Source organism: Streptomyces sp. NPDC048288 (assembly GCF_043201555.1).
Lineage (GTDB): Bacteria > Actinomycetota > Actinomycetes > Streptomycetales > Streptomycetaceae > Streptomyces.
The window spans coordinates 86,744-111,302 of the sequence record NZ_JBICZD010000019.1; the positions used below are offsets into that span (position 1 = coordinate 86,744).

The window sequence follows — 24,559 nt, forward strand, 5'->3', positions numbered from 1 at the left end:
GTGGACAACTCCGCCACCCGGACGAGGGGTGCTCTACGACGAGGGGCGCTCTGCGACGAGGGGTGCCTACGACGAGGGGTGCGCTACGGCAGGGCGAACCCCGGATCCATGCCGCCGAGCGCGCTCGTGCACAGGCAGTCCCGGGCGGTGTTCTCCGGCAGGGCCGCCACCGCGTCGAACAGCACGCCCCGCAGTCGGTCCACGTTGGCCGCGAACACCCGCAGCACCTCGTCGTGCGAGACGCCCTCGCCGGTCTCGGCGCCCGCGTCCAGGTCCGTGACCAGGGTCAACGACGCGTAGCAGAGCTCCAGTTCCCGGGCGAGCGCCGCCTCGGGGTGGCCGGTCATGCCCACCACGGACCAGCCCTGCGCCTGGTGCCACAGGGATTCGGCGCGGGTCGAGAAGCGCGGCCCCTCGATCACGACCAGCGTGCCTCCGTCCACCGGCGCCCAGTCCCGGCCGCGGGCCGCCTTCAGCGCGGCGGCCCGGCCGGTGGGGCAGTAGGGGTCGGCCAGCGATACGTGCACCACGTTCGGCACGGTGCCGTCGGGCAGCGGCAGCCCGTCGAAGTAGGACTGCGCCCGGGACTTCGTACGGTCCACCAGCTGGTCCGGCACGAGCAGGGTGCCCGGTCCGTACTCGGGGCGCAGACCGCCCACCGCGCACGGGCCGAGCACCTGGCGCACGCCGACGGTGCGCAGCGCCCAGAGGTTGGCCCGGTAGTTGATGCGGTGCGGCGGCAGATGGTGGCCGCGTCCGTGGCGGGGGAGGAAGGCGACCCGGCGGCCGGCGATCTCGCCGAAGAAGAGGGAGTCGCTGGGCGGCCCGTAGGGGGTGTCGACCTGGACCTCGGTCACGTCGTCGAGGAACGAGTAGAAGCCGGAGCCGCCGATTACGCCGATCTCTGCGTTCACCATGCCCCGCACCCTAGCTGGCCGCCGCGGCGGCCCGGAGCGGTGGCCGGGAGCGGTGGCCGGGAACGCCTCGGACCCCGCCGTCACCTGACGGCGGGGTCCGAGGGGAGCCGAGGGGGAGGGGCCTCAGGCGGCGGAGCTGCTGGTGGAGCCCGACGACGACGAGGACGAGGAAGAGGACGTCGACGAGGACGAGGTCGACGACTTCGTGTCGGACGACTTCGACTCGGACGACGTGCCCGACGAGCCGGAGCCCGGCGACTTCGACGCGGGGCTGCTGCTCGACGAGGAGCCGCGGCTGTCGTTGCGGTAGAACCCCGAGCCCTTGAAGACAATGCCTACGGCGGAGAACACCTTCTTCAGGCGGCCACCGCAGTTGGGGCACTCGGTCAGGGCGTCGTCGGTGAACTTCTGCACCGCCTCGAGGCCCTCGCCGCACTCGGTGCACTGGTACTGGTAGGTCGGCACTGTCTTCCTCCTGGCACTCTCACTCGATGAGTGCTAACGACGGTCCATAGTGACGTATTCCCGAGGATCAGTCCACCGTCACCGGCACTCGGTGACCGACGCCACGTGCGACCGTACGGTTCCGGGGCCGGGTGGCGAGCCGGGATCGCAGTGCCAGCAGGGTCGCCAGGGCGAGCAGGGTGCCGGCCATCGGCACCAGGAACCCGGCGCCGCCCCACAGCCGGTCCTCCAGCTGTCCGGCGACGGTGACCGCGGCCGCCTGGCCGAGCGCGACGGCGCCGGTCAGCCAGGTGAAGGCCTCCGTGCGGGAACCGGCCGGGACCAGGCCCTCGACCAGCGTGTAGCCGGTGATCAGCGCGGGCGCGATGCACATGCCGACCAGCAGGCCGAGGCCCGCGAGGACGAGCACGGAGTGGGACGTCCACAGCGCCGAGGCGGTCAGCGCGAGCGCCGCGTAGCCGACGACGAGGCGGCGGTGCGGGGCGGCCTTCCAGGCGATCGCGCCGCAGACGATGCCCGAGAGCATGTTCCCCGCGGCGAAGGTGCCGTACAGGACGCCGTTCAGGCCGGGCTCGCCGATCGACTCGGTGAACGCCGCGAGCGAGACCTGCATGCCGCCGAAGACGGACCCGATGCCCAGGAAGACGGCGATCAGGACGCGCACGCCGGGGACGCGGAGCGCGGAGGCGTGCGGCACGCGCGCGTGGCCGGCGGCGGTCACCGTCGGCTGGGTGCCCCGCTGGGCGGCGAACAGCAGGCCGCCGAAGAGGGTCAGTGCGGCCTCGGTGACCAGGCCGGCGGCCGGGGTCACGGCGGTGCACAGGGCGGTCGCGAGCAGCGGGCCGAAGACGAAGGTGAGCTCGTCGGTGACGGACTCGAAGGCGGCCGCGGTGGACATCAGGGGCGAGTCCTGGAGCTTCACGCCCCAGCGGGCCCGCACCATGGGGCCGACCTGCGGCACCGAGGCGCCGGTCGGCACGGCCGCGACGAACAGCGCCCACAGGGGCGCGTGCGCCAGCGCGAGCGCCGTCAGGCCGAGACCGGACAGGGTGTGGACGAGGACGCCGGGGACCAGTACCGCGCGCTGCCCGTAGCGGTCGGCCAGGCGGCCGCCGTAGGGCGCGAAGAGCGCCATCGAGACGCCGGTGACGGCCGCGGCGGCGCCCGCGGCGCCGTAGGAGCCGGTCGTGTGCTGGACGAGCAGCACGATGGAGATGGTGAGCATCGCGAACGGCTGGCGCGCCGCGAAGCCGGGGAGCAGGAACGTCCAGGCCCCGCGGGTGCGCAGCAGCTGTCCGTAGCCCGGGCGGGACGGGGCCGCCGGGTCGTCCTTCGACGGCTCGGTGGTGACCGTGGATGCCACGGCCCGTGCCTTTCTGCCGCCTGGTAGCGCGCCCGTGCGGGGGCGCCGAGAGCTGTCCTCTTGCGCGGAACTGCGGTAGATACCGGCGTCCACTGCGAGGAGCGATCCGGCCGCCATACGGTCGCGCCAGCTCTGCGTCAGGCAGAGTTGGTTCGATCAGGGTGCTTTCATCGTACAGGGCCGAAGGTCTCGTACACCTGTGAAAACGGGCACCTCCAGGGGCGTTCACCTGGGATTGGCGGGGGTGTGAACCGCCCGAAACATGCCCTTAACGCACGCCCGTCGTCCCGTTCGTGCCCAGCCAGCCGGCGAGCTTGCCGCCGTGGCCGACCGCGCGGAGCCGGCGTTCCGCCGCGTCCCGCACCGGGTCGGTGGCGACGACGAGGAGTTCGTCCCCGCGCCGCAGCACCGTCGTGGGCAGCGGAACAAACGATTTTCCTTCGCGGACGACCAGGGTGACGGCGGCCCCGGCGGGCAGCCGCAGCTCGTTGACCTCGACGCCGTGCATCAGGGAGCCCTCGGGGATCGAGACGGACAGCAGGTGCCCGCGCAGCCGCTCCAGGGGCGCGGACTCGATGCCGAGGTCGGCCGCCTCCGGGCCCTCGCCGAGCCGCAGCTTGCGGGCCAGCCAGGGCAGCGTCGGCCCCTGGATGAGCGTGTAGACGACGACCAGGACGAAGACGATGTTGAAGATCCGGTGGGTGGAGTCGACGCCGTTCACCATGGGGATCGTCGCCAGGATGATGGGCACGGCGCCGCGCAGCCCGGCCCAGGACATCAGGGTCTGCTCCGGCCAGGGCACCCGGAACGGCGCGAGGCTCAGGATCACGCTCAGCGGACGGGCCACCATGGTGAGCACCAGGCCGATGACCAGGGCGGGCACGATGTCGTCGCCGAGCTCGTGCGGGGTGACCAGCAGGCCGAGCAGGACGAACATGCCGATCTGGGCGATCCAGCCGAGCCCCTCGGCGAAGCCGCGGGTGGCGGGCCAGTGCGGCAGCTTGGCGTTGCCGAGCACCATGGAGGCGAGGTAGACGGCGAGGAAGCCGCTGCCGTGCGCCAGCGCGCCGGCGGCGTACGCGGTGACCGCGATGGCCATCACGGCGATCGGGTAGAGGCCGGAGGCGGGCAGGGCGACGTGCCTGAGGCCCCAGGAGCCGAGCCAGCCGACCGCGAGGCCCATGGCCATGCCGATGCCCAGCTCCAGGGCTATCTCGCCGATCAGGACGTACCAGTGCTCGACCGGGCCCGCGGTGGAGAAGGCGACGACCAGGATGACCACGGGGGCGTCGTTGAAGCCGGACTCGGCCTCCAGGGTGCCCGTCACCCGCGCGGGCAGCGGGATGCGCCGGAGCACCGAGAACACCGCCGCCGCGTCCGTCGAGGACACCACCGCCCCGATGACGAGCGCCTGCCGCCATTCCAGTCCCACCAGGTAGTGCGCGCCCGCGGCGGTGACGCCGACGCTCACCCCGACCCCGACCAGGGCCAGTACGGAGGCGGACGCCAGGACGGGTTCGACCTCCTTCCACTTCGTGCCGAGACCGCCCTCGGCCAGGATCACGACCAGGGCCGCGTACCCGATGAGCTGGGTCAGTTCGGCGTTGTCGAAGTGGATGTCGCCGATGCCGTCCTGGCCCATGAGGACGCCGATCCCCAGGTACACGAGCAGGCTGGGGAGCCCGCTGCGGGAGGAGACCCGGACGGCCGCGACGGCCACGAGCAGGACCACGGAGCAGACGAGCAGGAGCTGGTTGAGATGGTGGACGGTCAGTGGCGGTTCCCTTCCTTGGCTCCCGCGCGGGCGGCGCGGAAGCTCACGTGCACAGACCCGAGGGTGCGGTACTCCGCGCCCAAGTACTTCGTTACCTTACCTAACTCTTGACGCTTTCTTGACGCTTCGCGCGGCAAGATCGAACGCCCGTGCCCGCCGGTTCCCCACTCCGGGTCAAGTGCCGTGGGGCCCTGCGCCTATGGTTGCTCCAGCGCTCAGTCAAATGCACAAGCCCGCCTGCCGCTCGCGTTAGGACAGCAAGGACAGCGATGCCCCCCAACACCACCGCCACATCGGGTGACAAGCCTGGCAAGTCCGGCAGGAAGAAGGGGCGCAAAGCCCGACTCGTCGTGTTGGTGCTGGTCCTTGCCGTCATCGGCGGCATCGCCTTCGGGGCCTACTGGTCGATCAGCACGGTCCGCGCGTCCTTCCCGCAGACCAAGGGTTCGATCACGCTCAAGGGCCTGTCCGGACCCGTGACCGTGAAGCGGGACGGCTACGGCATCCCGCAGATCTACGCCTCCACCGACGCGGACCTGTTCATGGCGCAGGGCTACGTCCAGGCGCAGGACCGGTTCTACGAGATGGACGTGCGCCGGCACATGACCTCCGGGCGCCTGTCGGAGATGTTCGGCAAGGGCCAGGTGAAGAACGACGAGTTCCTGCGCACGCTGGGCTGGGACCGGGTCGCCAAGGAGGAGTACGACACCAAGCTGTCGGACTCCACGAAGAACTACCTCCAGGCCTACTCCAAGGGGGTCAACGCCTACCTCGCCGGCAAGGACGGCAAGGACATCTCCCTGGAGTACGCGGCCCTCGGGTTCACCAACGACTACAAGCCCGAGCAGTGGACCCCCGTCGACTCGGTCTCCTGGCTGAAGGCGATGGCCTGGGACCTGCGCGGCAACATGCAGGACGAGATCGACCGCGCCCTGATGACCAGCCGCCTGGGCCCGCAGCAGATCAAGGACCTCTACCCGGACTACCCGTACAGCCGCAACAAGGCGATCGTCCAGGAGGGCCAGTACGACGAGCTCACCAGGACGTTCCAGCAGAGCGGCTCCACAAGCGGCTCCGGGACCTCCACGGGCACGAGCGGCGCCACGACCTCGTCGTCCACCGGTTCGGCGCTCACGAGCCAGCTGGCGGGCCTCTACAACGTCCTGGACGACGTCCCCACGGCCGTCGGCGTGAACGGCCAGGGCATCGGCTCCAACTCCTGGGTCGTCGCGGGCAAGTACACCATCACCGGCAAGCCGCTGCTCGCCAACGACCCGCACCTGTCGGCCTCGCTGCCCTCCGTCTGGTACCAGATGGGCCTGCACTGCACCACGGTCTCCAGCAAGTGCCAGTACGACGTCACCGGTTACACCTTCGCGGGCATGCCCGGCGTGGTCATCGGCCACAACGGCGACATCGCCTGGGGCATGACCAACTCCGGTGTCGACGTCACCGACCTCTACCTGGAGAAGCTCTCCGGCGACGGCTACCTGTACAACGGCAGGACCAAGCCCTTCACGACCCGCGAGGAGACCATCAAGGTCGCCGGCGGCACCTCGAAGAAGATCGTCGTACGGCAGACCGCCGACGGGATGCCCCTGCTGTCCGACCGTGACGACGAGCTCGTCCAGGTCGGCAAGAAGGCGAGCGTCGACACCGCGGCACCCGACCGCGGCGACGGCTACGGCATCGCCCTGAAGTGGACCGCCCTGGACGCGGGCACCACCATGGACGCCGTCTTCGCCCTCGACAAGGCGAGCGACTGGAACAGCTTCCGCGCCGCGGCCGCCCAGTTCGACGTGCCCTCGCAGAACCTGATCTACGCCGACACCAAGAACAACATCGGCTACACGCTGCCCGGCAAGATCCCCACCCGCTCCTCTGCCGACGACGGCTCCATCCCGGCACCGGGCTGGGACCCCAAGTACAAGTGGACCGGGTACATCAAGCAGGACGAGCTGCCCTACGAGTACAACCCGGAGCGCGGCTACATCGTCACCGCCAACCAGGCCGTGATCGACAAGGACAAGTACCCCTACACGCTCACCACGGACTGGGGCTACGGCACCCGCAGCCAGCGCATCACCGACCTGATCGAGTCGAAGATCAAGGACGGCGGCAAGATCTCCACGGACGACATGCGCCAGATGCAGACGGACAACAGCAGCGAGATCGCCAAGCTGCTGGTGCCCAAGCTGCTGAAGATCAACCTGGACGACAAGGACGTCCGGGACGCGCAGAAGCTCCTGGAGGGCTGGGACTACACCCAGGACGCCGACTCCGCGGCCGCCGCCTACTTCAACGCGGTCTGGCGCAACATCCTCAAGCTCGCCTTCGGCAACAAGCTGCCCAAGGAGCTGCGGGTCAAGGGCCAGTGCCTGTGGGTCGACAAGATCGACAGCACCGGCCCGGTCGACGACGACACCAAGGTGCGCGAGTGCGGCGAGCGCGACGCCGACCAGGCCCAGCCGGACGGCGGCGACCGCTGGTTCGAGGTGGTCCGCACCCTCATGGACCAGCCGAACAGCGACTGGTGGAAGACGCCGGCCGGCGCGGGCGACCGCAACAAGGCCGACAACATGAACGAGCTGTTCCGGCGCGCCATGGTCGACGCCCGCTGGGAGCTGACCGCCAAGCTCGGCAAGGACATCGACACCTGGAGCTGGGGCCGGCTGCACCGCCTGTTCCTGAAGAACCAGACCCTCGGCACCGACGGCCCGAGCATCATCCAGTACGTCCTCAACCGGGGCCCCTGGAAGCTCAGCGGCGGCGAGGCCACGGTCAACGCGACCGGCTGGAACGCGGCCGGCGGCTACGGCGTCGTCTGGGTCCCCTCCATGCGGATGGTCGTCAACCTCGACGACCTCGACAAGTCCAAGTGGATCAACCTCACCGGGGCCTCCGGCCACGCCTTCAGCGCCCACTACACGGACCAGACGGGCAAGTGGGCCGACGGCGAGCTGCTCTCGTGGTCGTTCTCGGACAAGGCGGTCGACGACAGCACCAGCGACACCCTCGTCCTCAAGCCCTGAGGCGGACCGGCACGCACCGCCGGAACGGCCCTCCACGCGTGCGTGGAGGGCCGTTTCGCGCGAGAGCGGCTCAGGGGCTCACGAACCGGCGGACGCCCGACGGCGTCACCACCGCCTGGACCGGCCGGTCGTGCGCCTCCGCGGGCACCCGATCGACCACCTCCGTGTCGTACAGCAGCACCACGAGCGCGGGGTGCGCGCCCGCGCCCTCCAGACGGGCCAGCACACGGTCGTACGACCCTCCGCCGCGCCCCAGCCGCATCCCGCGCGTGTCCACCGCGAGCCCCGGCAGCAGGACGACGTCGGCGGCGAGCACGGCGTCCGGACCCAGGCGTTCACCACAGGGTTCGAACAGCGCCATTTTTCCGCCGTGTTGGACGCGCGCCAGGGAGCCCTCCCCGGCGTACGCGCCCCAGTCCAGGTCGTGGTCGGGCAGGAGCGCGGGGAGCAGGACGCGCACCCCCCGGGTGAACAGGGCGTCCAGCAGCGGGAGCGTGCCCGGCTCGCTCCCCACGGAGACGTAGGCCGCCACCGTGTGTGCCCTGGCCACCTCGGGCAGTTCCAGCGCGTGCGCGGCCAGCGCGTCGGCCGCCTCCCTGACGACATCCGTCGTCAACCTGTTCCTCACCCCGGCGCATTCTCGCCGCAACGTTCGCTTGTCAGTCTCGCCCCCGGGTTCACTGTGCTGCACAGGTCGTCCCCGCATCCTTTCCAATGTGGTCATATGAGTGCCAATTAACCGGAGCCTCAGATTCTTCACAAAGGCACCGGATAAGGTTGCGGACATGACTCAGTCGCACCCCAGGATCAGCAAGGCTGTCATCCCCGCAGCAGGTCTCGGCACCCGGTTCCTGCCGGCCACCAAGGCCACTCCCAAGGAGATGCTGCCGGTCGTCGACAAGCCCGCGATCCAGTACGTGGTCGAGGAGGCCGCGTCGGCGGGGCTCGACGACGTCCTCATGATCACCGGACGCAACAAGCGTCCTCTGGAGGACCACTTCGACCGCAACTACGAGCTGGAGTCGGCGCTTCAGAAGAAGGGCGACGCCGGCCGGCTCGCCAAGGTCCAGGAGTCCAGCGACCTGGCCACCATGCACTACGTACGCCAGGGCGACCCCAAGGGCCTCGGCCACGCCGTGCTGTGCGCGGCCCCGCACGTGGGCCACGAGCCCTTCGCCGTCCTGCTCGGCGACGACCTGATCGACCCCCGCGACCCGCTGCTGCAGCGCATGATCGAGGTCCAGGAGCGGCACGGCGGCAGCGTGATCGCGCTCATGGAGGTCGCCCCCGAGCAGATCCACCTCTACGGCTGCGCGGCCGTGGAGACCACCGCCGACGGCGACGTCGTCAAGGTGACCGGCCTGGTCGAGAAGCCCGACCCGGCGGACGCCCCGTCCACCTACGCGGTCATCGGCCGCTACGTCCTCGACCCGCACGTCTTCGACATACTGCGGCGCACCGAGCCGGGCCGCGGCGGCGAGATCCAGCTCACCGACGCCCTCCAGCAGCTCGCCCAGGACGAGAAGGTCGGCGGCCCGGTGCACGGCGTCGTCTTCCGGGGCCGCCGCTATGACACCGGCGACCGTGGCGACTACCTGCGTGCCATTGTCAGACTCGCGTGCGAACGTGAAGACCTGGGCCCGGACTTCCGGACCTGGCTTCGCAGTTACGTAGCCGAGGAGATGCAGCAGAGTTGAGCAGCGCCGCGACCCGCCCCGCCGGCCAGGACCGCCTGTGGTCGGTGGACGAGCACCTGGAGGACATCCTCACCACCGTCCGCCCCCTGGAGCCCATCGAGCTGCAACTCCTCGACGCCCAGGGCTGCGTCCTGGTCGACGACGTCATGGTGCCGCTCTCGCTGCCCCCGTTCGACAACAGCTCCATGGACGGGTACGCGGTAAGGGTCGCGGACGTGGCGGGCGCCAGCGAGGAGTTCCCGGCCGCCCTGGAGGTCGTCGGGGACGTCGCGGCGGGCGCGGCGGAACTCACCCCGGTCGGCCCCGGTCAGGCCGCCCGGATCATGACCGGCGCCCCGCTGCCGCCCGGCGCCGAGGCCGTCGTCCCGGTCGAGTGGACCGACGGCGGGCTCGGCGGGGGACCGGTCGACGGGATGCGGGCGCGCAGCCTCGCCCCCGAGGGCGCCGCCGGGCAGGTGCGCGTGCACCGTCCGGCGGAGGCACGCGCGCACGTGCGCGCGAAGGGCAGCGACGTCCGCGCGGGCGACCGCGCGCTGGAGGCCGGCACCGTCCTCGGCCCGCCGCAGATCGCGCTGCTCGCCGCGATCGGCCGCGGCACGGTACGCGTGCGTCCCCGCCCGCGGGTGGTCGTCATGTCCACCGGCAGCGAACTCGTCCAGCCGGGTGAGGAACTGGGCAGCGGCCAGATCCACGACTCCAACAGCTTCGCCCTCACCGCCGCCGCCCGGGACGCGGGCGCCATCGCCTACCGGGTGGGCGCCGTCGTCGACGACGCCGACACCCTCCGCTCCACCATCGAGGACCAGCTCGTCCGCGCCGACCTGCTGGTCACCACCGGCGGGGTGAGCGTGGGGGCGTACGACGTCGTCAAGGAGGCGCTGGCGCACGTCGGCGACGAGGACGAGGCGGGCGGCGGCGTCGAGTTCCGCAAGCTCGCCATGCAGCCCGGCAAGCCCCAGGGCTTCGGCTCCGTCGGCCCCGACCACACGCCGCTGCTGGCCCTGCCCGGCAACCCCGTGTCGTCGTACGTCTCCTTCGAGCTGTTCGTCCGCCCCGCCGTCCGCACCCTGATGGGCCTCCAGGACGTCCACCGGCCCCGCACCAGGGCGACCCTCCGGTCGGACAAGGCGCTGAGCTCGCCGAAGGGGCGCCGGCAGTTCCTGCGCGGGACGTACGCCGACGGCGAGGTGACCGCCGTCGGCGGCGCCGGCTCCCACCTGATCGCGGCCCTGGCCCACGCCGACGCGCTGATCGTCGTACCCGAGGACGTGGAGTCCGTCGAGCCCGGCACCGAGGTCGAGGTCGTCCTGCTCGGCTGACGCGGGCACGCGGACCCGCCCACCGGCGGTCCTGCCCGGTGGCGGGCGCCGGCTTGGCGGTACCGTGTCGCGCACAGCAGGCCCGAGCGCCGCACCGCGACGGGCCCGGACCGGGAGCGCCACACAGCATGACTGAGCCCTTCCGGGGGGAGACCCCCGGACCCTTGGCACCAGACCGACTGACGCACATCGACGACGCGGGCGCCGCCCGCATGGTCGACGTGTCCGGCAAGGACGTGACCGCGCGCACCGCCCGCGCCAGCGGACGCGTCCTCGTCTCGCCCCGCGTGGTCGAGCTGCTGCGCGGAGAGGGCGTCCCCAAGGGCGACGCGCTCGCCACCGCGCGCATCGCGGGCATCATGGGCGCCAAACGCACCCCGGATCTGATCCCGCTGTGCCACCCCTTGTCGGTCTCGGGTGTGAAACTGGATCTGTCGGTCGCGGACGACGCCGTGGAGATCGCGGCCACCGTGCGGACGACGGACCGTACGGGCGTCGAGATGGAGGCCCTCACCGCGGTCTCCGTCGCCGCGCTCACCGTGATCGACATGGTCAAGGCGGTCGACAAGGGAGCGGTCATCACGGACGTACGCGTGGAGGAGAAGACGGGCGGCAAGTCGGGCGACTGGAGCCGGGCGTGAACGCCGGGCCGTCCGCCGGCGACGCGCCGCGCGCGCCGTACCGCGCGCTGGTCGTGACCGCCTCCAACCGCGCCGCCGCCGGGGTCTACGAGGACCGGGGCGGCCCGCTGATCGCGGCCGGTCTGGAGGGCTTCGGGTTCACCGTGGACGGGCCGCGGGTCGTCCCCGACGGGGATCCCGTGGCGGCCGCGCTGCGCGCGGGTGTCGAGGCCGGGTACGACGTCGTCGTCACCACCGGCGGCACCGGCGTTTCGCCCACCGACCGCACCCCCGAGGCCACCCGCGCGGTGCTCGACTACGAGGTGCCGGGCATCGCCGAGGCCGTCCGGGCGTTCGGCCGGGAGAAGGTGCCCACCGCCGCGCTCTCCCGGGGTCTGGCCGGGGTGGCGGGCCGGACACTGATCGTCAACCTTCCGGGGTCCACCGGCGGGGTGCGGGACGGCCTGGCCGTCCTGGAACCGCTGCTGGCGCACGCCGTCGACCAGATCCGCGGCGGCGACCACCCCGGGCCGAGCAGTGGGGGTGCGAGCTGAACAGCCCGTCCTGGCCCGTCGTGCTGGTGGACGGCGATGTCGTCCTCCGGCCCATAAGGCTGCGCGACCAGCGGCCCTGGCGCGAGGTCAACCGGCGCAACCGGGACTGGCTGCGCCCCTGGGAGGCGACCATCCCGCCGCCCACGCCCAGCGGGCCGATCGCGCACCGGCCGACCTACCGGCAGATGGTCCGCCATCTGCGGTCCGAGGCGAACTCGGGCCGGATGCTGCCGTTCGTCATCGAGTACCAGGGGCGGCTGGTCGGGCAGTTGACGGTCGCCGGGATCACCTGGGGGTCGATGTGCTCGGGGCACGTCGGCTACTGGGTGGACCAGGGCGTGGCCGGCCGCGGGGTGATGCCGACCGCGGTGGCGCTCGTGGTGGACCACTGTTTCCGCACCGTTGGTCTGCACCGCATCGAGGTCTGCATTCGCCCCGAGAACCGGCCCAGCCGCCGCGTCGTGGAGAAACTCGGATTCCGCGAGGAGGGGCTGCGGCCGCGTTATCTCCACATCGACGGCGCCTGGCGCGACCACCTCGTCTACGCCCTCACCGCGGAAGAGGTGCCCGAGGGGCTCCTCGCCCGCTGGCAGCGGGCCCGCTCCCCGCGGAACCCGCAGAACACCCCGGGGAATCCCGCCTAGTCGTCGCCGCGCCGGGAAAATTGAATACATGTTCGAAATTGATCGTTCGATGACCGTCTCAGGGCATTGAATTCCCGGCTTCGGCGGCCTGCTGATCGCATCGGTCACAAAAAAAGCTCGAAATATCAGCCGGATCGTGCGACACACCGGCGCAATTGGCAGATGGCCCCACGCAAACCCCTCTACCGTGTGAGGCGTGAGCAGCAGCGGCCTCATCTACGCAGTCATTGTCGGGGCCTGGGCCGCCTACTTGGTGCCGATGTGGCTCCGTAGGCAGGACGAGCTGAACGAGGCCCGTCCGACGGAACGCTTCAGCACCGCCATCCGGCTGCTGTCCGGACGGGCGGGGATGGAGCGCCGGTACGCCAGGGACCTAAGGGCGCGCTCCGCCTCGGAGGGGGAGCAGGACGCCGACGGACCGGACGTCGTCACCGACTCGGTGGACGTCCGGGCCTTCGCCATGACCCCGACCCGCCGTCAGGTCCGGGCGGACGTCAGGGCGGAGCGGGAACCGGAGGCGCCCGGGCGTCAGGAACCGGCGCGCGACCAGACGGTCCCGCCGGCGGCCAAGTCCCCGTCCGCACCGGCACGTCAGCCGGGCGGCGCGCCCGCCTCGGCATCCGTCCCCACCCCGGCCCCGGCATCCGCCTCCGCACCGGGCTCCGGTCCCGCCCCTAAGCCGGCCTCCGGTCCCGCCCCTAAGCCGGCCTCCGGTCCCGCACCCAAGTCGGGCTCCGGTCCCGCCTCCAAGCCGGGCTCCGAACCCGCGCGCAAGCAGGTTCCGGCGGCGCGGCGCACGACCTCCGCCTCCGCGCAGGCATCCGCGGCGCGCGCCCGGCGCTCGAAGGTGCTCGCGCGCCGTCGGCGTACCACCGTGATGCTCTTCATCGCCTTCACGATGGGCGCGATCGTCGCCGCCGTCGGGGGACTCGCGTTCCTCTGGGCGCCGGGTGTCCCCGCCGTCATGCTCAGCGGGTACATCGCCTATCTGCGGGTGCAGGAGCGCCGTCGCTTCGCCTACCAGATGGACCGGCGGCAGGCCGAGGTCGCCGCGCAGCGGTTGCGGGAGCGCCAGCCGAGGCGGCGCGCGCCCCTCGACCCGGGTGCCGTGAGCGACGAACCGGACGAGGGACCAGCGGCCGACACCGACCCCGGCCTGTCCGCGCTCGCCGCCGACCGGCGCGCCCTCGTCGAGCAGACCGACCACGCCGAGTGGGTCGACCAGCAGCGCGAGCGGCAGCGGCGGCCCGGGCACGGGGACAGCTGGGACCCGGTGCCGGTGCCCCTGCCGACGTACGTGACCGCCCCGGTCGCGCCGCGCGCCACCTCCGACGTGGACCTCGGGGCGCCCGACGCGTGGAGTTCGGCGCGGTCCAGTTCCGTCGCCCCCGAGCAGGAGGCGAAGCCGGTGGCGCCGGAGGCCGAGGAGGAGCCGGCCGCCGAGGCCGACGACAGGTCGGCGGACGGCCGCACGGACGCCCGCCGCGCCGCCTCCGCCCGCCGGGCGCGCGAGCGCGGCCGTACGCCCCTGTTCGACCAGTACGAGGAAGGCGAGCGCCCGCGCGCGGCCAACGAGTGACCCCACGGCGGCGCGAGGCGCCGCCGGAACCCGGGTCCTGACCAGTCAGGGAACGGATTTCCAAGCACCCCGACGAGGATGCTAGAGTTTCACTCGTTGCAAGGGCCTGTGGCGCAGTCCGGTAGCGCACCTCGTTCGCATCGAGGGGGTCTGGGGTTCAAATCCCCACAGGTCCACTGCACGATGAGATCCCGGCGATCATGATGATCGCCGGGATCTCTGTCGTTCACCCCGGGTGGCCGGCGAGCGCGCGGCCACCCGGTCGGTCCGGGGCGGCAGTTGGGGCCGGACGCGGGCCGGACGCGGGCTACTGAGCCGCCCGCAGGGGCTTCGCGTAGCAGCGGCTCGACTCGTAGTGGCGGTAGTAGCCGAACTTGGTGCACGGCGCGTAGCCGCTGGAGGCGTAGAGGGCGATGGCCTCCGGCTGCTTGGTGCCCGTCTCCAGGACCATCCGCAGCCGGCCGGCCGCGCGGGCGTCGTCCTCCAGGGCGGTGAGCATCCGGCGGGCGAGGCCCCGGCCGCGCATCGCCTCGACGACGAACATGCGCTTGAGCTCGGCGTCGCCGTCCTCGTTGCCCTCGCCGTTCGCGTCCTGGCTGCGCCAGCCGCCGGTGGCCACGGGGCGGTCGGCCGCGTCGTACGCGATCAGGTAGACGCCGTTCGGCGGTTCGAAGTCGGCCGTGTCGAGGACGGTGGCGTCGCCGCCGTCGCCGTAGCGCAGCTGGTACTCGGCCTGGACCTCGTCGTTCAGCTTGACGGCGTCGGGGTGGTCGAAGGCAACGCGACGTATATTCATGTGAGGCATCGTATATTCGTGCAGGCGATGAACGCGGTGGGCATCGGGACTCCGTCCAGTGTGCCGGTATCGTGCCCGGGTGCTGACTGTGACCTCGGTGAATGTGAACGGACTGCGGGCCGCCGCGAAGAAGGGCTTCGTGGAGTGGCTCGCGCAGACCTCGGCGGACGTGATCTGCCTGCAGGAGGTGCGCGCGGAGCCGCAGCAGCTCCCGGAAGAGGTGCGCGCGCCCGGCGGCTGGCATGTCGTGCACGCCCCCGCGGCGGCCAAGGGGCGCGCGGGCGTCTCCCTGTACACCCGGCGTGAGCCGGACCGGGTACGCATCGGCTTCGGCTCGGACGAGTTCGACACGAGCGGCCGCTATGTCGAGGCCGACCTGCCCGGTGTGACCGTCGTCTCCCTCTATCTCCCCTCCGGGGAGGTCGGCACCGAGCGGCAGGACGAGAAGGTCCGCTTCATGGGTGAGTTCCTCGCCCACCTCAAGGACCTGCGCGAGCGGGCCGCCGCCGACGGGCGCGAGGTCGTCGTCTGCGGCGACTGGAACATCGCCCACCAGCAGGCCGACCTGAAGAACTGGCGCGGCAACACCAAGAACTCCGGCTTCCTGCCGGAGGAACGCGAGTGGCTCGGCAGCGTCCTGGACCCGGCCGACGGCGGCTACGTGGACGTCGTACGCACCCTGCATCCGGAGGTCGAGGGGCCGTACACCTGGTGGTCGTACCGGGGGCGGGCTTTTGACAACGATTCTGGATGGCGCATCGACTACCAGATGGCCACCCGCGGGCTCGCGGGCAAGGCGGTGAAGGGGTTCGTGGAGCGGGCGGCCACGCATGCCGAGCGGTGGTCCGACCACGCGCCGGTCACCGTCGTGTACGACCTCTGACCGTCACGGCCGCTTGCGCAGCCGGCGGTCCATGGCCAGGGAGACCTCCGCCTCCACGACGCTGCGGGCGAGCGGGCGCAGGCGGGCCATGTCCTCCTCGGGGCCGTGGCGGAGGACGAGCTGGGCGAAGAGTTCGGCGAGGGCGTCGGCGTGCTCGCGGACGCGGGCGCCCGCCTCCAGGACCTCGGCCAGCGGGATGCCCTCGCGGACCAGGGCGGAGGAGACGTCGAGAAGCCGGCGGCTGACGTGGACGATGCGGTCGCCGTCGGTGCCCAGGTAGCCGAGATCGAGGGCGGCCGCCAGGTTCTCCGTGGTGACCTGGCCCTCGAAGCGGGCGGCGAGTTCCTCCGGGGTGAGGCGGACCGGCTCCTCCTCCGTCGGCTCGATCCCCAGGAGATCGGCGACGTCACGGCCGTGGTCGAGCGCCTCGGCCAGCTCCGCGATGCCGCTGAGCGTGTGACCGCGCTCCAGGAGCGCCGCGATCGTGCGCAGCCGGGCCAGGTGATGGTCGTCGTACCAGGCGATACGGCCCTCGCGGCGCGGCGGCGCGAGCAGCTTGCGTTCGCGGTAGAAGCGCAGGGTGCGCACGGTGATGCCGGCCAGCCCGGCCAGCTCCGCCATGCGGTACTCGCGAGGGCCCGCCAGGGGTTCTGCGTCGTCTGCCACGGGCGAAGCCTATGTTGTACCGCCGGTAACTTTCGTCTGTCCGACCCCTACCCATCGGTACGGAGCTGCTCTACAGTCCCATTGCGCCAGTGTTCACTGGCGTAATCACGGTCGAGGTGTGGAGGCTCCGGGATGGCCGAGCACGAGCATGTACGGGTGGCGGTGATCGGGTCCGGATTCGGCGGACTGGGCGCGGCCGTGCGGTTGCGCCGGGAGGGGATCACCGACTTCGTCGTCCTGGAACGGGCCGGCGGCGTCGGCGGCACCTGGCGGGACAACGACTACCCGGGGTGCGCCTGCGACGTGCCGTCGCACCTGTACTCCTTCTCCTTCGCGCCCAACCCCGACTGGCCGCGCACCTTCTCCGGGCAGCAGCACATCCGCGCCTACCTGGAGCATGTCGCCGACGTGTTCGGGCTGCGGCCCCACCTCCGCTTCGACGCCGAGGTGAAGCGGATGACCTGGGACCCGGAGAAGCTGCGCTGGGACATCGAGACGGCGTCCGGCTCGCTCTCCGCCGACGTGGTCGTCTCCGCCACCGGGCCGCTGTCCGACCCGAAGACCCCCGAGATCCCGGGGCTGGACTCCTTCCCCGGCAAGGTCTTCCACTCGGCCCGCTGGGACCACGACTACGACCTGCGGGGCAAGCGGGTCGCCATGGTCGGCACCGGCGCCTCCGCGATCCAGATCGTGCCCGCCGTCCAGCCCGAGGTCGCCAAGCTCACCCTCTTCCAGCGCACGCCCCCGTGGGTGATGCCCCGCATGGACCGCGCGATCAGCGCCGCCGAGCGCCGGCTGCACCGGGCGCTGCCCTTCACCACCCAGGCCCGGCGCGGGCTGCTGTGGGGCATCCGGGAGCTCCAGGTCCAGGCGTTCACCAAGCGCCCCGACGAACTCGGCCTGGTCGAGAGCATCGCCAAGCGCAACATGGGCCGCGCGATCAAGGATCCCGCGCTGCGCGCCAAGCTCACCCCGGACTACCGCATCGGCTGCAAGCGGATCCTGCTCTCCAGCACCTACTATCCGGCGCTGGCGCAGCGGAACGTCGACGTGGTGGCGAGCGGGCTGAGCGAGGTGCGCGGATCGACCGTGGTGGCCGCCGACGGCAGCAGCGCCGAGGTCGACGCGATCATCTTCGGCACCGGCTTCCACGTCACCGACATGCCGATCGCCGAGCGGGTCGTGGGCGCCGACGGACGGACCCTCGCGGAGAGCTGGAAGGGCGGGATGGAGGCGCTGCGCGGTGCCTCGGCCGCCGGGTTCCCCAACTGGATGACGATCATCGGGCCCAACACCGGCCTCGGGAACTCCTCCATGATCCTCATGATCGAGTCCCAGCTGAACTACATGGCCGACTACCTGCGCCAGCTCGACGTCCTCGGCGGGCGGGCGGCCCTCGACGCGCGCCCCGCCGCCGTGGCCGGCTGGAACCACAAGGTCCAGGAACGCATGAAGCGAACCGTCTGGAACACCGGCGGCTGCACCAGCTGGTACCTGGACGCGAACGGCCGCAACACCACCATCTGGCCCGGTACGACCACCGAGTTCCGGCGCGCGACCCAGCGCGTGGACCTCGGCGAGTACGAGGTGATCCGGCCGCCGCTGCACGAGGGCGTGCCCGGCGCCACGTCCGACGCGGAGGTGGGCGCGTGAGCCGGCTCACCCATGTGACCAGCGGGCCCTACGCCCCGCCGGCCCCCGCGCGCGAACTCACCGCGGTCTCCGCCGACGGCGCCCGGCTGCATGTCGAGGTGCACGGCCCCGAGCACGCGCCCCCCGTCGTCCTCGCCCACGGCTGGACCTGCTCGACCGCCTTCTGGGCGGCGCAGATACGTGAACTGGCCGCCGACCACCGGGTCATCGCCTACGACCAGAGGGGGCACGGGCGCAGTCCCGCGAGCCCCGCGTGCAGCACGCGTGCGCTGGCGGACGACCTGGAGGCGGTGCTGGCGCAGACGCTCGCGCCCGGGGAACAAGCCGTGATCGTCGGGCACTCCATGGGCGGCATGACGGTCATGGCGGCCGCCACCCGGGCCGGCTTCCGTGAGCACGCCGCCGCCGTCCTGCTGTGCTCCACCGGCAGTTCGCGGCTGGTCGCGGAGGCGCGGGTCATACCGATACGCGCCGGGGCCGGGCGCAGCTGGCTCACGACGCGTGTCCTGGCCTCGCGCGCCCCGCTCGGACCGGTCACGCCCCTCGCGCGGCGCATCCTCAAGTACGCCACCATGGGCGCCGGTTCCGCCCCGCAGGCGGTGGAGGCGTGCGCGCGGATCGTGCACGCCTGCCCGCGCGCCGTACGGCATGCCTGGGGGCGGGTCCTCGCGGAACTCGATCTCGACGCCGGGGTCCGGGAGTTGCGCGTGCCCACGGCGGTCGTCGCCGGCACGGACGACCGGCTCACGCCCCCGCTGCACGCCCGCGCGCTGGCCGCCGCGCTGCCGCACTCCCTCGGGCTCACCGAACTGCCGGGCATGGGACACATGACGCCGGTCGAGGCGCCGGAGCTGGTCAACGGAAAGATCCGGGAACTCGTCACCGCGTATGCGCAGATCGAGCAGGTCAAGCAGATCGAGCAGAGCACGCGGATCATCGAGCAGAGCACGCAGGTCAAGGAGGGCGCATGAGCAGGGTCGGTCTCGAAGGGCAGGTCGCCGTCGTCACGGGAGCGGCGCGCGGTGTCGGCGAGTTGCTGGCCCGCAAGCTCTCCGCGCGCGGGGCAAAGGTCGCGCTGGTCGGTCTGGAGGAGGAGGCGCTCAAGGAGGTCTCCGGCAAGCTGCACAGCGAGAGCGCCCACTGGTACGCCGACGTCACCGACCAGGAGGCGATGAGCCGGGTGGCGGCGGAGGTGAAGGAGCGGTTCGGGAAGACCGACATCGTGGTGGCCAACGCGGGCGTGGCGAACGGCGGTCCGTTCGCCGACTCCGACCCGGTGGCCTGGCGGCGGGTGATCGAGGTCAACCTGATCGGCTCGGCGGTGACGGCCCGCGCGTTCCTGCCGGTGCTGACGGAGAGCCGCGGCTATCTGCTGCAGATCGCCTCGCTGGCCGCGATCACGCCGGCGCCGATGATGACGGCGTACTGCGCGTCCAAGGCGGGCGTGGAGGCGTACGCGCACTGCCTGCGCGCCGAGGTCGGCCATCAGGGGGTGCGCGTCGGGGTCGGGTACCTGTCCTGGACGGACACCGACATGGTGCGCGGCGCCGACCAGGACGACGTGATGCGGGAGTTGCGGCAGCGGCTGCCGTGGCCGGCGAACAAGACGTATCCGCTGGGTCCGGCCGTGGACCGGATCGTGGCCGGGATCGAGCGGCGCTCGGCGCATGTGTACGGGCAGGGGTGGCTGCGCGGGATGCAGGGCGTGCGCGGGTATCTGCCGGCGCTCATCGGCACGGTCGGACAGCGTGAGATGAAGCGGTTCGCGCCCCGCTTGCAGGGCATGCGCACGGGGCTCGTCGGCGCGGGTGGGGCGGCCGACGAGGAGAAGCGCGCTACGCACCGTGACTGATCGAAATGCGAGCGTTGTCCGCCCGTGTGAGTCTGGTCGAGGCCCCACTGAGGGCCGATCCCCTCACCCTCCACGGGAGTGAACCCACATGGGTATGAAGGACAAGGCCGGCAAGACGCAGGGTCAGGCCAAGCAGAAGATGCACGAGGGCCAGCAGCAGGCGCAGCAGACGCCGCAGGCGCCGCAGCGCGGCCAGCAGGCTCAGCAGCGTGGCCAGCAGACGCCGCAGCGCGGGCAGCAGGCGCAGGAGCGCGGGCAGCAGACGCGGGAGCGCGGGCGGCAGGGCCTGGACGACACCGAGCAGGAGATGCAGGACCGGTTCGACCAGGACTACGACGCGTAGCCGTTGCACTTGGCTCGGCCGAATCGCGTGGGGCGCCCTTCTTTTCGGAGGGCGCCCCGCGTTGTTGTTTTCGGGGTGGTGGCGGTTGTGGGGGCGGTGCGGGGCGGTGGGGGCTTGTCGCGCAGTTCCCCGCGCCCCTGACGGGGCGCTGCCCCTGACGGCGTGTTCAGGGAGCCGTCGGCCTTGGGGGGAGCTTCGGGCGGGAGCGGTCGGGGGCCTCGCTGTAGTCGGGGGGGATGGCTGCGGGGTGGTCGGTGAGGAGGTCCAGGGCGAGTTGGATGGCGTCGTCCATCTCGACGTGGCGGCCCTCGGCCCAGTCGAGGGGGGTGCGCAGGATCTCCAGGTCGGGGGCGACGCCGTGGTTCTCGACGGACCAGCCGTAGTCCTCGAACCAGGCCGCGTTCATCGGGACCGTGATCACCGTGCCGTCGCCCAGGCGGTGGCGGCCGGTCATGCCGACCACTCCGCCCCACGTGCGCTGCCCGACGACCGGGCCGAGCCTCAGCAGCTTGATCGCGGCCGTGATCATGTCGCCGTCGGAGGAGGTGGCCTCGTCCGTGAGCGCGACGATCGGGCCGCGCGGGGCGTTGGAGGCGTACGACACCGGCTGGGCGTTCCTCGTCAGGTCCCAGCCGAGGATGGTCCGGGTGAGCTTCTCCACGACGAGTTCGCTGATGTGGCCGCCCGCGTTGCCGCGCACGTCGACGATGAGCGCCGGCCGCGAGACCTCCCCGCGCAGGTCGCGGTTGAACTGGGCCCAGCCCGAGCCGCCCATGTCGGGGATGTGCAGGTAGCCGCACTTGCCGCCGCTCATCTCCCGTACCACCTCACGGCGTTTGGCCACCCAGTCCTGGTAGCGCAGCGGCCGTTCGTCGATGAGAGGAAGAACGGCGACCCGGCGCGGCGGGCCCGACTCGCCCTCGCCCGGGGTGAACGTCAGCTCCACCGTCGTGCCGCCCGCCCCCGCGAGCAGCGGGTACGGGCCGGTGACCGGGTCCACCGGCCGGCCGTCGATGTGGGTGAGCACCGCGCCCTCGCGGATGCCGGTGCCCGCGAGCGGGGAGCGTGCCTTGGAGTCGGAGGAGTCGCCGGGCAGGATCCGCTTCACCGTCCAGCCGCCGTCCCGGTGGACGAGGTTGGCACCGAGCAGGCCCTGGAGGCGCTGGTAGTGCGGCGGGCCCTCGTTGCGGCGGGCGGGGGTGACATAGGCGTGGGAGGTGCCGAGTTCGCCGAGGACTTCACGCAGGAGGTCGGCGAACTCGTCGGGGGAGGCGACCTGTTCGACCAGCGGGCGGTACTGGTCGAGCACGCCGTCCCAGTCGATGCCGCACATCCCCGGGTCCCAGAAGTAGTCCCGGATGAGACGGCCGGCCTCGGCGTACGCCTGGCGCCACTCGGCGGGCGGGTCGACCTCGTGCAGGATGCGGCGCAGGTCGATCCAGACGGTCGTGTCGCCGTCGCCGGACTCGGTCGAGGGGACGGCCCGCAGCTCGCCCTCGTCGACCACGACCAGCCGGCTGCCGTCGCCGCTGACCGTGAACCAGTCGAGATGGTCGACGAGTTCGGACTTCTTCGCCTTGCTGATGTTGAAGTACTCAAGGGTCGGGCGGCCGCTGGTGTCGGCCGGGTTGGCGAAGGTCTCGCCGAGCGCGCCCGAGATCGGCCAGCGCAGCCAGACCAGGCCGCCGCCCGCGACCGGGTACAGCGCCGAGTACTTGGAGGCGGTGACCGGGAACGGGGTCACCCGGTTCGCCAGGCCCTCGACCTCGACCGTCACCGCGCCGCCCTCGCCGGGCTCCTCGTCCTCGACGGGGTCCAGACCGCCGGCGGCCGGCCGCCCGTCCGGGTTGAGGGCGAAGGGGGAGAGGGTGGCGGAGGAGAGCGGGACCAGGTACGGCCGGCAGCCGAGCGGGAAGGAGAGGTCGCCGGTGTGGACGTCGTACACCGGGTCGAAGCCGCGCCAGGAGAGGAACGCGAGGTAGCGGCCGTCGCGGGTGAAGACCGGGTTCTCGTCCTCGAAGCGGCCGTTGGTGACGTCGATGACGAGCCGGTCGCTGATCCGGGCCATCTTGATCTGCCGCAGCGTCCGGCCGATCCCCGGATGCGACCAGGTCAACCATGACCCGTCCGGTGAGAAGGCCAGATCGCGGACCGGACCATTGATCGACTGGATCAACTCGGTGACCACCCCGTCGGCGCCGTCAACATTGACGGCCTCAACATCCTCAACGGCCTCAACGTCATCAACATCCACAACGACCCGGTCACCCTCGTTGTCCGCCACCTCCTCCGCCACCTCCTCCTCCGCCACGTCGATCAACAGCAGCCGGCCGTCGTGGGCGGCCACCGCCAGTCGTTCGCCGAGCGGGTCGGAGACCAGTTCCAGTACCCGGCCGAGCCTCCCGGAGGCGAGCCGGCGCGGTGGGCGGTCGCCGCTGGCGCGGGGCAGGTGGGCGATCTCGACGGCGTCCTCGCCGCCGGCGTCCGTGACGTAGGCGATCTGGCCGGTCGAGCCGAGCATCTCCGGGAGCCGTACCCGGACGCCCGGGGTGTCGGCGATGGTGCGGGCGGGGCCGTCGCGGTGGGTGAGCCAGTACAGGCTGCCGCGGACGACGACGGCGCTGGCCCGGCCCGTCTCGTCCACGGAGACGCCGTCGACGTGCTGGGCGGCCGGCACCTGGTAGGGGCGGCGCCCGGCGCGCGGCCCGGACAGCCGTACGTCCAGCCGGCGCGGCGCCGCGTCCGGGCCGAGGTCGTCGACGAGCCACAGGTCGCCCGCGCACTGGTACACCACGCGCGAGCCGTCGCTGGCGGCGTGCCGGGCGTAGAAGGCGTCGTGGTCGGTGTGGCGGCGCAGGTCGGAGCCGTCGTAGGCGCAGGAGTAGAGGTTGCCGACGCCCTCGTGGTCGGAGAGGAAGGCGATCCGGCCGGCGACGAACATCGGGGAGTCCAGATGGCCGCCGATGCCGTCGAGCAGCCGCTGCCCGTGCAGCCACAGCCGGCCCATGGCGCCGCCCCGGTACCGCTTCCAGCCGGCCGGTTCGTGCGGCGGGGTGCCGGTGAGGAGAAGGGTCCTGCGCTCGTCGTCGATGTCGGCGACCTGGATGTCGGAGACCGGGCCCCAGGGCAGCTTGCGGCCGGGGTCGCCGTCGGGGGAGACCTTGTAGGCCCAGGTGAAATAGGAGAACGGCTGCCCGTGCGAGGCGACCGCCAGGATGTCGGCGTCGCCTTCCCTGTCGGGGGGAGTCCAGCCGCGGACCTGGGTGTCGGCGCTGCCCCAGTACGTCAGCTGCCGTCCGGGCCCGCCGTCCACGTCGGCCAGGTGGATCTCGGGCACCAGGCTGCGCCAGCTCGTGTAGGCGACCCGGCGGCCGTCGGGCGAGAAGCGCGGGTGGCCGACCTTGGTGCGGTCGACGGTGAGCCGCCAGGCGCGGCCCGGGGTGTCGATCGAGGTCAGCCAGAGGTCGTCCTCGGCCACGAAGCACAACAGGTCGCCGCTGAGATGCGGCAGGCGCAGATAGCTCACCTCCCCATGCTTTTCCGGTCGCAGGGGGCGAGCAACTCGTGGGAGCGGGTATGTCTTTCACATACGTGAGACAACACACGTACGAAACGGTTTCGTTTCTGTAGATCGCAGGGTATCTTCGAGGTGTACGCATGAAGGTGCCGAGGGAGCAGTGAAGGGTGAGTGGCATGACTGAGGTCGCAACGGCGCGTCGCAGTCGGATCACGCCCGAGCGTGAGGCCGAGCTGTACGAGGCCGTGCTCGACCTGCTCCGCGAGGTCGGCTACGACGCCCTGACCATGGACGCCGTCGCCGCCCGCACCAAGTCCAGCAAGGCCACCCTCTACCGCCAGTGGGGCGGCAAGGCCGAGCTGGTGGCCAGGGCGGTGCGGCACAACAAGCCGGGCGGCTTCGGGAACATCGACACCGGATCGCTCCGGGGCGACCTGCACGCCCTCACCCTGAACTCCGACGACTGCCAGATGGAGCAGAACTCCGCGCTCATGCGAGGGCTCGCCATGGCGATCCACGGCAGCCCGGAGCTCCTGGCGGCCTTCAAGGAGCATCTGATCGAGCCCGAGATGGCCGAGTTCCACCGAGTGCTGCAGCGTGCGATCGACCGGGACGAGGTCCGTGCGGACAACCCGGCGATCGACTTCGTGATGCACATGATGATCGGTGGATTCGCCGCTCGTTCGCTGATCGACGAGCAGCCGCCCACGCAGGCCTTCCTGCTGAAGTACATCGACGCTGTGGTGCTCCCCGCCCTTGGCGCGGCCACCCGCTGACCCTTCCCCACAGCCAGCCAACCTGACGTCTCCGCTCACGTCGTCGGGCCGATCGACCCTGCCACCCACCGGGTCGGTCAACCCTGCCCTGAACACCCCACGACCTGAC

The 24,559-nt window shown here is 71.7% G+C and carries 21 protein-coding genes and 1 tRNA gene; 14 read left to right on the top strand and 8 right to left on the bottom strand.

The features are described 5' to 3' along the window. Nucleotides 1-83 precede the first annotated feature (83 nt). From ACGFZS_RS45160 to ACGFZS_RS45175, 4 genes are all read right to left on the bottom strand, one after another. A complete protein-coding gene (locus ACGFZS_RS45160; RefSeq protein ID WP_393800063.1) occupies nt 84-917 on the bottom strand; it encodes an S-methyl-5'-thioadenosine phosphorylase in 834 nt (277 codons plus the stop codon). Nucleotides 918-1,040: 123 nt separating this feature from the next. Then, nucleotides 1,041-1,382, bottom strand: a complete 342-nt coding sequence (locus ACGFZS_RS45165) for an FmdB family zinc ribbon protein (RefSeq protein WP_393800064.1) — start codon at nt 1,380-1,382, stop codon at nt 1,041-1,043. Nucleotides 1,383-1,449: 67 nt separating this feature from the next. Further along, the gene (locus ACGFZS_RS45170) at nt 1,450-2,745 is read right to left on the bottom strand and encodes an MFS transporter (RefSeq protein ID WP_393800065.1); all 1,296 of its coding nucleotides are present in this window, start codon (nt 2,743-2,745) and stop codon (nt 1,450-1,452) included. Between the two features lie 268 nt (nt 2,746-3,013). Beyond that, nucleotides 3,014-4,519, bottom strand: a complete 1,506-nt coding sequence (locus ACGFZS_RS45175) for a potassium/proton antiporter (RefSeq protein ID WP_393800097.1) — start codon at nt 4,517-4,519, stop codon at nt 3,014-3,016. A 269-nt stretch (nt 4,520-4,788) separates the two neighbouring features. Here ACGFZS_RS45175 and ACGFZS_RS45180 point away from each other — a divergent pair, with 269 nt between their 5' ends. Continuing rightward, a complete protein-coding gene (locus ACGFZS_RS45180; protein ID WP_393800066.1) occupies nt 4,789-7,551 on the top strand; it encodes a penicillin acylase family protein in 2,763 nt (920 codons plus the stop codon). Nucleotides 7,552-7,621: 70 nt separating this feature from the next. Here the strand turns inward: ACGFZS_RS45180 and ACGFZS_RS45185 are convergent, their stop codons facing one another. Then, nucleotides 7,622-8,257 carry a 5-formyltetrahydrofolate cyclo-ligase gene (locus tag ACGFZS_RS45185; protein WP_393800067.1) on the bottom strand — a complete coding sequence of 212 codons (636 nt, stop codon included), beginning with the start codon at nt 8,255-8,257 and terminating at the stop codon, nt 7,622-7,624. 79 nt (nt 8,258-8,336) lie between these two features. On the opposite strand from ACGFZS_RS45185, the gene galU reads away from it, so the two are divergent. The 7 genes from galU to ACGFZS_RS45220 all read left to right on the top strand — a co-directional run bounded on the left by galU (nt 8,337) and on the right by ACGFZS_RS45220 (nt 14,140). Continuing rightward, on the top strand, nt 8,337-9,248 hold the full coding sequence (gene galU, locus ACGFZS_RS45190) for a UTP--glucose-1-phosphate uridylyltransferase GalU (protein WP_365694107.1): 912 nt from the start codon (nt 8,337-8,339) through the stop codon (nt 9,246-9,248). After that, nucleotides 9,245-10,567: a gephyrin-like molybdotransferase Glp gene (gene glp / locus ACGFZS_RS45195; RefSeq protein WP_393800068.1), complete on the top strand. Its 1,323-nt coding sequence runs from the start codon at nt 9,245-9,247 to the stop codon at nt 10,565-10,567. The genes galU and glp overlap by 4 nt, the downstream gene beginning before the upstream one ends. 128 nt (nt 10,568-10,695) lie before the next feature. Beyond that, nucleotides 10,696-11,208 carry a cyclic pyranopterin monophosphate synthase MoaC gene (gene moaC / locus ACGFZS_RS45200; RefSeq protein ID WP_359223071.1) on the top strand — a complete coding sequence of 171 codons (513 nt, stop codon included), beginning with the start codon at nt 10,696-10,698 and terminating at the stop codon, nt 11,206-11,208. Next, the gene (locus ACGFZS_RS45205; protein WP_393800069.1) at nt 11,205-11,741 is read left to right on the top strand and encodes a molybdenum cofactor biosynthesis protein B; all 537 of its coding nucleotides are present in this window, start codon (nt 11,205-11,207) and stop codon (nt 11,739-11,741) included. Before moaC ends, ACGFZS_RS45205 begins: the two co-directional genes overlap by 4 nt. A gap of 20 nt (nt 11,742-11,761) precedes the next feature. Beyond that, nucleotides 11,762-12,385 (top strand): GNAT family protein, encoded by a 624-nt coding sequence (locus ACGFZS_RS45210; protein ID WP_359223067.1) that lies wholly within the window; start codon nt 11,762-11,764, stop codon nt 12,383-12,385. A gap of 196 nt (nt 12,386-12,581) precedes the next feature. Beyond that, nucleotides 12,582-13,964, top strand: a complete 1,383-nt coding sequence (glpR, locus tag ACGFZS_RS45215) for a gephyrin-like molybdotransferase receptor GlpR (protein ID WP_393800070.1) — start codon at nt 12,582-12,584, stop codon at nt 13,962-13,964. Between the two features lie 102 nt (nt 13,965-14,066). Beyond that, nucleotides 14,067-14,140: transfer RNA gene (locus ACGFZS_RS45220), tRNA-Ala, on the top strand. 131 nt (nt 14,141-14,271) lie between these two features. Here ACGFZS_RS45220 and ACGFZS_RS45225 read toward each other — a convergent pair. Further along, the gene (locus tag ACGFZS_RS45225) at nt 14,272-14,760 is read right to left on the bottom strand and encodes a GNAT family N-acetyltransferase (RefSeq protein WP_393800071.1); all 489 of its coding nucleotides are present in this window, start codon (nt 14,758-14,760) and stop codon (nt 14,272-14,274) included. A 79-nt stretch (nt 14,761-14,839) separates the two neighbouring features. On the opposite strand from ACGFZS_RS45225, the gene ACGFZS_RS45230 reads away from it, so the two are divergent. Next, nucleotides 14,840-15,643 carry an exodeoxyribonuclease III gene (locus ACGFZS_RS45230; protein ID WP_393800072.1) on the top strand — a complete coding sequence of 268 codons (804 nt, stop codon included), beginning with the start codon at nt 14,840-14,842 and terminating at the stop codon, nt 15,641-15,643. Between the two features lie 3 nt (nt 15,644-15,646). Here ACGFZS_RS45230 and ACGFZS_RS45235 read toward each other — a convergent pair whose 3' ends face one another. Next, on the bottom strand, nt 15,647-16,264 hold the full coding sequence (locus ACGFZS_RS45235) for a MerR family transcriptional regulator (protein ID WP_365694176.1): 618 nt from the start codon (nt 16,262-16,264) through the stop codon (nt 15,647-15,649). A 177-nt stretch (nt 16,265-16,441) separates the two neighbouring features. Between ACGFZS_RS45235 and ACGFZS_RS45240 the strand changes: the two genes are divergently transcribed. From ACGFZS_RS45240 to ACGFZS_RS45255, 4 genes are all read left to right on the top strand, one after another. Continuing rightward, nucleotides 16,442-17,962 carry a flavin-containing monooxygenase gene (locus ACGFZS_RS45240; protein WP_393800073.1) on the top strand — a complete coding sequence of 507 codons (1,521 nt, stop codon included), beginning with the start codon at nt 16,442-16,444 and terminating at the stop codon, nt 17,960-17,962. After that, on the top strand, nt 17,959-18,933 hold the full coding sequence (locus ACGFZS_RS45245) for an alpha/beta fold hydrolase (protein WP_393800074.1): 975 nt from the start codon (nt 17,959-17,961) through the stop codon (nt 18,931-18,933). Before ACGFZS_RS45240 ends, ACGFZS_RS45245 begins: the two co-directional genes overlap by 4 nt. Further along, nucleotides 18,930-19,814, top strand: coding sequence for an SDR family oxidoreductase (locus ACGFZS_RS45250; RefSeq protein ID WP_393800075.1), 885 nt, complete (start codon nt 18,930-18,932; stop codon nt 19,812-19,814). Before ACGFZS_RS45245 ends, ACGFZS_RS45250 begins: the two co-directional genes overlap by 4 nt. Nucleotides 19,815-19,908: 94 nt before the next feature. Beyond that, nucleotides 19,909-20,157, top strand: coding sequence for a hypothetical protein (locus ACGFZS_RS45255; RefSeq protein ID WP_393800076.1), 249 nt, complete (start codon nt 19,909-19,911; stop codon nt 20,155-20,157). A gap of 166 nt (nt 20,158-20,323) precedes the next feature. On the opposite strand, the gene ACGFZS_RS45260 is transcribed toward ACGFZS_RS45255, so the two are convergent. After that, nucleotides 20,324-23,683, bottom strand: coding sequence for a S41 family peptidase (locus ACGFZS_RS45260; RefSeq protein ID WP_393800077.1), 3,360 nt, complete (start codon nt 23,681-23,683; stop codon nt 20,324-20,326). 167 nt (nt 23,684-23,850) lie between these two features. On the opposite strand from ACGFZS_RS45260, the gene ACGFZS_RS45265 reads away from it, so the two are divergent. Beyond that, nucleotides 23,851-24,450: a TetR/AcrR family transcriptional regulator gene (locus ACGFZS_RS45265; protein ID WP_393800078.1), complete on the top strand. Its 600-nt coding sequence runs from the start codon at nt 23,851-23,853 to the stop codon at nt 24,448-24,450. Nucleotides 24,451-24,559 lie beyond the last annotated feature (109 nt).